Source organism: Pseudonocardia nigra (assembly GCF_019396355.1).
Taxonomy (GTDB): Bacteria; Actinomycetota; Actinomycetes; order Mycobacteriales; family Pseudonocardiaceae; genus Pseudonocardia; species Pseudonocardia nigra.
Map to the genome: position 1 here is coordinate 1 of NZ_JAHKRK010000386.1, position 3,106 is coordinate 3,106.

The following is a 3,106-nucleotide window of genomic DNA, read 5'->3' on the forward strand; positions in this document are numbered from 1 at the left end:
GGGTTCCACCACACCACCACCCAGCGCCAGACCATCCACGCCGGCGGCATCTGGAACCGCTACGCCGCACCCGCCCCGGGAGCGAAGCCGAGAACACGCGGCAGATGAATACGCGATCCTCCCAGTTAACGACCCCGGTGGGTTCAGTCTGAATGAACGATTCTCAGAACGAACCCACCGGCTTTCGGCTGCTCGCGATCGTGATCGCGTCCGGTTCGGGCAGACTGCCAGGCCGCGGAGCAGTGCGGATGGCCGGGTCCTGTGCCGACGCGGGGGTTCAGACGTCGGACGGGGATGCCTGGGCCGACGCCGGAATGGACTCGACGGGACGTTCGAGGAGGCTGCAGGCGATGTCGGCGTAGGCGATCGCGGTCGCCGCGCTGAGGTTGAACACCGCCGCCAGGTGCAGCGGGTCCGCCCCGACGGCGAGTGCTTCGTGCAGGACACGGTCGCCGCGGATGTGCTCGAGTTGGACACCACGCAGCAGCAGGTGCCAGGTCAGGTAGTAGTCGCTGACCGGGCCGGTGCCGGTCGCGGTGACCGTGGAGACCAGCACGTGCCGATTGGGCGTGTGGGGCCAGGTGCGCCGTCGATGCTGCAGCCAGGCGAGCAGCGCGTGGTGCACGAGCTCCGAGAGCCGCTGGGAGTGACCGCCCAGGGTGATGCGGCGACCGGCCAGGTCGACGTCGTCGAGGGTCAGCTCGCGGATCGCCGCGGCGCGGGCGGCGTGGACGGCGACCAGGGCCATCACCAGCCGCTGGGCCGGTGTCACCGCGACGTGCTCGACAGCGGCGATCTGGGTGTCGGTCATCGGGAGCACCGCCCGGGTCGGTGCCCGCCCGACATGCAGCCGGCGGGTCGGATCGGCGAAGATCAGACGTCGGCGCTTGGCGAAGCGGAACAGCGACCGCAACGCGACGAACGTGCCCGCGAGGCGATGCCCGCGCAGCTGGTTGAGCACGGCGCGCACATCGTCCTCTGTGACCTCGCGCAGCTGCCCGCGAGTCGCCGACCACGCAAGGAGATGCGGGCGGACCCGTCCGAAGTAGCCATACAGCGTCGAGGACGACCGGGGCCTGGTGCGTTCGTCGCCGTCGAGCAACACCACCAGCCACGCCCGCACCTCGGTCCGGAACCCGGCCGGGAGCACGTCGCAGTGGCCATCGATCCAGGAGCGGAGCGTGGACGTGGTGTCGTCGATGAGCAGGCCGAGGTCGTCGAGGACCTGGGCCACCTTGGCCACCCGGGTGCCACTCGACACGCCGAGCGTCGAGTGCACTGCGCTGCGCCGCACTGGCTGCCCGTCGGGATGGCCGTCGAACACCAGGCGCAGGCCGGTCAGCGTCCGCTCCAGCGAGTGGGTGCTCCAGCCGGCCGCCTCCACAGTCTCGAACGCCCGCTCCACCGCGGCGCGCAACACCGACGACACGGCCAGGGCCTCGACCCGATCAGCCAGCCGAGGCCGGATGGCGGGCCGGCGGACGGCGGGCGGACGACACCCGTGGCAGCGCAACCGGCGCCGCCCACCGCGCCGACCCGCACTTCGATCGACCGGGCCACCGCAGGCCAAGCACGGCTGATCATCACGGCGGATCTCAGCCACAGCACGCCGGACCACGCGCCGGCACGCATGGCAGTGCAGTCGGGGCCGACCGCCGCGAGGTCCAGCGCGGCGATCGACCGGCCCGCCGCAGGTTCGACACGGCGGGTCGACCTGCCGGTCGCCTGTCACCGCGGCGGCAGCGAACGGCCCGGCCGCAGCCTCGGGGTGACCGACCGCACCGAACCCGCAGCGGCATCTCCCTGCCCGACCGCGGTGTCGGTCTGCTCCGCGCCCGACCGGGCAGCGGGCGCCTTCCCCGGTTCGGCGGTGATCAGGTCGCTGATCTGGCAGTCGAGGACCGCGCAGAACGCGTCCAGCTCCTCCGGACGCAGAACGCTGGGCTGGCCCGACCACAACCCCGACATCTTCCCGGTGCTCATCTCCACGCCGCGCTCGGCGAGCATCCGGCGCAGCTCGCTGGCCTTCCAGATGCCACGGTTGGCCGCGGCCAGGCGCAGGTTCCACTTCATCGGAGCAGCCCTTCCCACCGCTGCGCGCCGCGTTGCTGGCCGGCCATCACCGCGTCCTCGACCCGAGTGGCGTGCACATGGACATACCGCATCGTCGTCGAGATCCACGAATGCCCGAGCAGTTCCTGCACCGCGATGATGTCCACCCCGGCCCGGTAGAGCTGGCTGGCGCAGTAGTGCCGCAACACGTGCGGCGTCAGCCTGCCCGCCCAGCCCGGCAGGTGCCGGGCGACCGCTTCGGTCAGCCCGCGCCGCACCACATCGGTACTCACCCGGGCGCCCGGGCCGTCGAGGCGGCGCCGTTCGGAGGGGAACAACGGCGCACCCGGCAGGCTGTGATCGGCGTCGAACTGGCCCCACACATCCTGCACGAACCACGCCAGCGCCCGGTCCGCACCATTGATCAACGGCACCAGCCGCTGCCGCGGTCCCTTCCGCCGGGCGCCCTTGCCGTGGCGGACGTTGAGCTTGCCGAAGCGGCCCAGCTCCCACCGGACATCGTCGAGGTCGAGCATGCACGCCTCGTTGATCCGCAGCCCCACATCCGCCGACAACCGCGCCACCATGTAGTTCCGGTCCGACGGGGCGAACTTGCGACACGACACCAACTCCTGCCGCCACCCGGCGAACAGCTGCTCCAGCTCGGCCTCGGTCGGCGGGATCCGCAGTCGCGCCTCGACCGACATCCGCGGCCGATTCATCTCATCGATCGGGCACTCGACCACCCGCCCGGTCAGCTCGTGCAGCTCGACCTTGTGGCGAAGCTCGAGGAACTCGAAATAGGTCACCAGCACCTGCGCCCGCGCCGCCCGCGTCGACGCCGACACCCCGCGCAGGAGCGTGCCGAAATACCGCTCCGCGTCCCGCGGCTCCATCTCCCACAACGGCCGCTCGAACCACCTGCGCACCCAGGGCCCCGGCGTTGTTGATCTTTGTCCGGTTTGGTCGGATTCAGTTAGATGCCGTACGCGGTGAAGACGTCGTCGCGGTTGAGGAGGTCTCGTCGGGCGTGGGCGATGTTGGCGCGGTCGGC

3 protein-coding genes are annotated in these 3,106 nt (G+C 71.2%); all 3 read right to left on the bottom strand.

What is annotated here, in order from left to right; all coding sequences use genetic code 11:
* Window positions 1-277 precede the first annotated feature (277 nt).
* Window positions 278-1,429: a site-specific integrase gene (locus KME75_RS40685; RefSeq protein ID WP_219420329.1), complete on the bottom strand. Its 1,152-nt coding sequence runs from the start codon at window positions 1,427-1,429 to the stop codon at window positions 278-280.
* A gap of 299 nt (window positions 1,430-1,728) precedes the next feature.
* On the bottom strand, window positions 1,729-2,073 hold the full coding sequence (locus tag KME75_RS40690) for a helix-turn-helix domain-containing protein (RefSeq protein WP_219420330.1): 345 nt from the start codon (window positions 2,071-2,073) through the stop codon (window positions 1,729-1,731).
* Window positions 2,070-2,981, bottom strand: coding sequence for a tyrosine-type recombinase/integrase (locus KME75_RS40695; protein ID WP_308283496.1), 912 nt, complete (start codon window positions 2,979-2,981; stop codon window positions 2,070-2,072). The genes KME75_RS40690 and KME75_RS40695 overlap by 4 nt, the downstream gene beginning before the upstream one ends.
* Between the last annotated feature and the right edge of the window lie 125 nt (window positions 2,982-3,106).

Coding starts and splice junctions, on each gene's coding strand:
- KME75_RS40690 (WP_219420330.1), bottom strand. CDS start 2,073: ATGAAGTGGAACCTGCGCCTGGCCGCGGCCAACCGTGGCATCTGGAAG.